Here is a 6,138-nt window from a genome sequence, read left to right as displayed (position 1 = left end):
GAATTAGATGGAATTTTGTTAACATAATCTTCATCAATCTTTAAATATTTCTACTAACTAGCTCAACATACTATTTCTAGAATTAATTTGTACACAATATAGAATAGGAGATGAAGAAAATGAGCAAAAAATTATTAGTAGGTGCAGGGGTTGCTTTTTCATTATTATTCGGCTCGTTCAATCAAGCTTTTGCAGAAAGTCCAACAGTTGGCGAAAGAAAACAGGTGGATAATGTAGCACACCGTGGAGCAACAGGTTATGCACCTGAAAATACAATTGCTGCATTTGATTTAGCTGTTGAGATGAAAGCCGATTATATTGAAATCGATGTGCAAAGAAGTAAAGATGGCAAATTAGTATTAATCCATGACACGACAGTCGATCGGACAACAGATGGAACAGGAAAAGTTGGCGATTTAACATTTGATCAGCTAAGAAGTCTTGATGCGGGTAGCTGGAAAGGAGAACAATTTGTTGGAGAGCAAATCCCAACATTTGAAGAGATATTAGAGCGTTACCATGGGAAGGTTGGAATTTTAATAGAATTAAAGACTCCAGAGCTTTATCCTGGAATTGAAGAGCAAGTAGCAAAGGCATTAAAGGAACGAAATCTAGATAAGCCACAAAACGAAAAAATCATTATACAGTCTTTTAATTTTGAATCGATGAAAAAGGTAAACGACCTTCTTCCTAAGGTTCCAGTTGGTGTATTAACTTCTAACAGAGCAGATACAACAGCAGAAGCATTACAAGAATTTTCTACTTATGCAGATTGGTTTAACCCAAGCTATGGTATTGTTACAGAAGAATTAGTGAATCAAGTTCATTCTCTTGGTATGAAAATTGGCTCATGGACGGTAAGAAGTCAAGAAGCAGCAGACTTTCTTTTTGAAATGAATGTTGATGCAATTATTACTGATTATCCTGATTATGTAGATCCACGAAATTAATATTATTGTGAAAGGGGTAGCTGCTACCCCTTTTTTGTATTTAGCGTGCCCAGCAAGCCGTTAATTGCTAATTGGTGAAAGTCCAATCCGAGTAAGTGCCAAAACGCTCGGTAGCTGACAGGCAACTGGTGGAGAAATCCTAAGGTTGAAGCCCTGTGACAAAGTAACTCTTACAAGAGTGCGAGCAACCTAACAGGTTGTAACATAAAGTGAATCCTGCCGCCTCGTCAAAAGAAACCTCCATATGAGGACAAGGAGATGTCGAGCCTGGTGAATTTGGGCGAAGACCAAGGAAGGTGTGAAGAATTTGGAAGAGCAGCACCCAAGAATCTCTCGGGGTATGGGGAACGACATGTTAGGAAAGTAGTTAATGGAACTGGGGAGACCCTCCTTATCACCTTTCTTACGAGGTAAAGCAGAAACCTATAAGTGAAAACGAAATGGTGGATGGATAAGAGGGAGTCGGAGGGGGTCATACTACCGATGATGGCAACGACAACATAACGTTGTTTAGGGAAGGACCCCTAAGGATTCATGAATTACTATCTCATTTCACCAATCGCCAAAAGATGGCTAAATCGAATTGATTGGTATGTAATCGAAAGATTAACATTGTTTTGGAACAAGAAACGAAATACACGACACAAGCATAGTAAAATGGGTCAAGTAATTAAAATGGCCCAACACAAACTTGTGAAATTAGCTAAGTAAGAGAAGTACGTAAAGCCAAAGAAGAAGAACATCGGAAAGCCGTATGAGGGAAAACCTCACGTACGGAATTGATGAGGGGAAGCAGGAAAAGAAACAGCCCTCCTGTCTGGCTTAGTAAGGTGGAACACCCTGAAAACCGAGGACAAGAAGGCAATATCTAATTCCTGTTTTCTACTCTACAAGGAAATTAGGATAGATAAAATGAATGTAGGAAACGAGCTTAGCGAAGATATTCTCTAAGCCTTTTTGCCGTTGAACTCACGATTTAATGATTTTTACAAAAAAAGTAATGAAAGCGTTTAAATAAAAGTTAATTTTTTATAAAAATAGTTATTTTATTGAAAAGACCTACTATTTTTTTGATGGTATATTTTTAGTAATTTCTTAACAGCTTTATTGATTAGCAAAATGATAGCACTTACATTAAAGTGAGATCTTTTGCTAGTTAAGGAGAAAGGGGGAGGCACACGTGAAAAAGAAATCGTTTACATTTTTCTTAGTATTTATCTTACTTATTGCATTATCAGGCTGTGGGATAGATGAGGTGAATGGTGAAACAAAGGGGTATATTGGTATTTCAATGCCTACGAAATCATCTGAGAGATGGGTCAATGATGGCGAAAACATGAAAAGATTATTTGAAGAGCTAGGGTATAAAACAGATTTACAGTATGCGGAGGATGTTATCGAAAATCAGACAGCACAAATCGAAAATATGATTACAAAAGGTGTTGATGTTCTCGTTATTGCACCGATTGATGACCGTTCTGGTATGACAAGTGTTTTAGAACGTGCTAACAAAGCCGGAATAAAGGTTATCTCTTATGACCGTTTAATTCAACATAGCGAGTATGTCGACTATTATGCAACATTTGATAATTTCAAGGTTGGAGTTTTACAAGGAACTTATATCGAAGAAAAGCTAGGCTTAAAGGAAAAGGATGGTCCGTTTAATATCGAAATCTTTGCCGGTTCTCCTGATGATAATAATGCTTACTTCTTTTTTGATGGAGCGATGTCAGTTCTTGAACCTTATATTAAATCAGGCAAGCTAGTCGTAAGAAGTAATCAAACAAAGTTTAATCAAGGAGCTACATTAAGATGGGATGGAGCACTTGCACAATCACGGATGGATAATTTACTTAGTGCATATTACTCATCAGAACGAGTTGATGCTGTTCTTTCACCATATGATGGAATAAGCATTGGAGTCATTTCCTCATTAAAAGGTATTGGCTATGGAAGTGCTGAAAAGCCGATGCCTGTCATAACAGGACAGGATGCTGAGCTTGCATCAATCAAATCGATTATTAATAAACAACAAACACAAACCGTTTTTAAAGATACACGTGAACTAGCTAAGAAGGCTGTAGAAATGGCGGATTCACTTCTGAATGGAAAAGAAGCGGAGGTAAATGATACAGAAACATATCATAACGGGAAAAAAATCGTTCCTGCTTATCTTTTAAACCCAGTTTCTGTTGACATTACAAACTATGAGTCTGTTTTAGTAGATAGTGGCTATTATACGAAGGAGCAGCTTGGACAATAAGGGAGAGTAGGTGAATGAAAAGATGTCAAACATCATATTAGAAATGCGAAACATTACAAAAGAATTTCCCGGGGTAAAAGCTCTCGATAATGTTAATTTAAAGGTCCGCGAAGGAGAAATCCATGCGTTATGTGGAGAAAACGGGGCAGGGAAATCAACCTTAATGAAGGTATTAAGCGGTGTTTATCCTTATGGTACGTATACAGGAGATATTCTCTTTCAAAATCAAGTTTGCACGTTTAAGGATATTAAGCAGAGTGAGGAATTAGGTATCGTCATTATCCATCAGGAATTGGCGTTAATCCCAGAACTATCGATTGCAGAAAATATTTTTCTCGGTAATGAAATTGCTAAAAGCGGTGTAATTAATTGGAATGTAACATCGATGAAAACGAGAGAGTTGCTGAAAAAAGTTGGCTTGGAGGAATCACCTAATACAAAAGTAGATTCAATTGGGGTTGGAAAGCAGCAGCTAGTAGAAATAGCAAAGGCATTATCAAAGGAAGTAAAGCTGCTTATCCTTGATGAACCAACTGCTTCGTTAAATGAAGATGATAGTGAAAATTTATTGAATCTACTATTAGCGTTTAAAGAGCAAGGGATGTCAGCAATTATTATCTCTCATAAATTAAATGAAATTGAGAAGGTTGCTGATTCAATAACAATTATTCGCGATGGCCAAACAATTGAAACATTGGATGTGAAAAAAGATAAGGTCAATGAGGATCGAATTATTAAAGGAATGGTTGGAAGAGATTTAACAAATCGTTATCCAGAGAGAACACCAAAAATAGGGAAGACAATATTTGAAGTGAAAAATTGGAATGTGTACCATCCGTTACACACAGAACGAAAGGTCATTGACGATGTGAACCTTCATATTCGCCAAGGAGAGATTGTTGGGATAGCGGGATTAATGGGAGCAGGACGTACAGAGCTTGCAATGAGTATTTTTGGTAAAACGTACGGGAAAAAGATAAGTGGAGAAATCATTAAGGATGGTAAGCAGGTCGAAATACCTGATGTTGCAACAGCAATAAATAATGGCTTAGCCTATGTTTCTGAGGACCGAAAAGGAAACGGTTTAATTTTAATCGACGATATTAAACAAAATATATCACTCCCAAACCTTAATAAAATTTCGAAAAACTTTATCTTAGATAGAAATAAGGAAATTTCAGTAGCTGAAGAATATCGTAAAAAGCTGCGAATTAAAACACCAAGTATTTTTCAAAAGGCAGGAAATCTTAGCGGTGGGAACCAGCAAAAAATTGTTCTTAGTAAATGGATTTATTCTGAGCCTGATATCTTAATTTTAGATGAGCCAACACGAGGAATCGATGTTGGGGCAAAATATGAGATTTACACGATCATCAATGAGTTAGTGAGTGAGGGTAAAGGAATTTTAATGATTTCGTCAGAGCTTCCTGAGCTATTAGGGATGTGTGATCGAATTTATACGTTAAATGAAGGTAGGATCACCGGTGAAGTGACAAGAGCGGAAGCAAATCAAGAAGTTCTAATGACTTATATGACTAAAAGTAAGGTAAGGGGGTAATTTTCATGCAAACACCAATTCAAAACAATCAACCGAGTTTAGGCAATGAATCTCCTTTTAAATCATTGCTCCGCAATAATATGAGACAATATAGTATGATTATTGCTTTAGTATTCATTATGGTTCTTTTCGAGATTTTAACAAATGGACTGTTGTTGAAACCTTTAAATATTACGAATTTGATTTTACAAAATAGCTATATATTAGTTTTAGCTGTCGGAATGGTATTGGTTATTATAACGGGGCATATTGACTTATCGGTCGGATCAGTTGCAGCCTTTGTTGGGGCGGTTGCGGCCATTCTAATGGTAAATTATGAAATGCCAATGTTTGTTGCGGTTATCGTATCATTATTAGTCGGTGCATTGATTGGAGCTTGGCAAGGCTTTTGGATAGCTTATGTAAAAATCCCAGCATTTATCGTAACGTTAGCTGGTATGCTTCTCTTTAGAGGCTTAACAATGATTGTCCTAGAAGGAAAATCAATTGCTCCATTTCCGGAATCATTCCAAAAGATAAGCTCTGGATTTATTCCTGATATTGGTGGTGGCTCATCCTTACATCTATTAACAATTATCATTGGTATTGTGTTATCTGTCATCATTATCATTACTCAGCTGAGAGCTAGAAGCACACAAGTAAAATACCAATTTGATGTTCAGCCAAAAGGATTGTTTATTTTAAAGCTTATCGGTATGGTTGCCGTGTTAAATGTATTCACATATGTTCTAGCTGCATATGAAGGAATTCCAAATATTTTAATCATCTTAGCGATATTAATTGTCCTTTATACATTTATTACGAATAAAACCAAAGCTGGTAGACATGTCTATGCAATTGGTGGAAATGAGAAGGCTGCTCAATTGTCAGGGATTAAAACAAAACGGATGACATTTTGGGTATTTGTGAATATGGGTGTTTTATCTGCATTATCAGGCTTACTTTTTGCAGCCCGTTTAAATGCGGCTACACCAAAAGCTGGTAACCTATTTGAACTTGATGCCATTGCAGCTTGCTTTATTGGAGGAGCATCTGCTTACGGTGGAATAGGAACTGTACCTGGAGCAATTATTGGTGGTCTCGTTATGGGGATTATGAATAACGGGATGTCCTTATTAGGTTTAGGTGTTGACTGGCAACAAGGAATTAAAGGGTTAGTTTTATTAGCAGCTGTTGCATTCGATATTTATAATAAAAACAAAGCAGCATAACGTCTGTTAATAAGTACGGATTATCGAAATGAGTTGACTAATAAGTAGTCAACTCATTTTTGTAAATGGAAAGAGAAGTTATTCTGAAAATAGTATAGGTGATAAAGTGAAACTTGTTTGCATCTTTATATTGATCAATTGGACAAGCTTATATTT

At 36.5% G+C, this 6,138-nt stretch carries 4 protein-coding genes; all 4 read left to right on the top strand.

All coding sequences use genetic code 11. The features are described from left to right. Nucleotides 1-119 precede the first annotated feature (119 nt). Nucleotides 120-950 carry a glycerophosphodiester phosphodiesterase gene (locus tag HU235_RS15085; RefSeq protein ID WP_174880721.1) on the top strand — a complete coding sequence of 277 codons (831 nt, stop codon included), beginning with the start codon at nt 120-122 and terminating at the stop codon, nt 948-950. Between the two features lie 1,216 nt (nt 951-2,166). Next, entirely contained in the window at nt 2,167-3,213 is a 1,047-nt protein-coding gene (gene chvE, locus HU235_RS15080) for a multiple monosaccharide ABC transporter substrate-binding protein (RefSeq protein WP_233452237.1), read from the top strand. Between the two features lie 22 nt (nt 3,214-3,235). Further along, nucleotides 3,236-4,771 carry a multiple monosaccharide ABC transporter ATP-binding protein gene (gene mmsA, locus HU235_RS15075; RefSeq protein ID WP_174880720.1) on the top strand — a complete coding sequence of 512 codons (1,536 nt, stop codon included), beginning with the start codon at nt 3,236-3,238 and terminating at the stop codon, nt 4,769-4,771. Between the two features lie 5 nt (nt 4,772-4,776). Next, entirely contained in the window at nt 4,777-5,982 is a 1,206-nt protein-coding gene (gene mmsB / locus HU235_RS15070; protein ID WP_095302801.1) for a multiple monosaccharide ABC transporter permease, read from the top strand. The last annotated feature ends 156 nt before the right edge of the window (nt 5,983-6,138 follow it).

This window comes from Metabacillus niabensis (assembly GCF_902829255.1).
GTDB lineage: Bacteria > Bacillota > Bacilli > Bacillales > Bacillaceae > Metabacillus > Metabacillus niabensis.
This window is presented reverse-complemented; position numbering and strand designations above follow the sequence as displayed.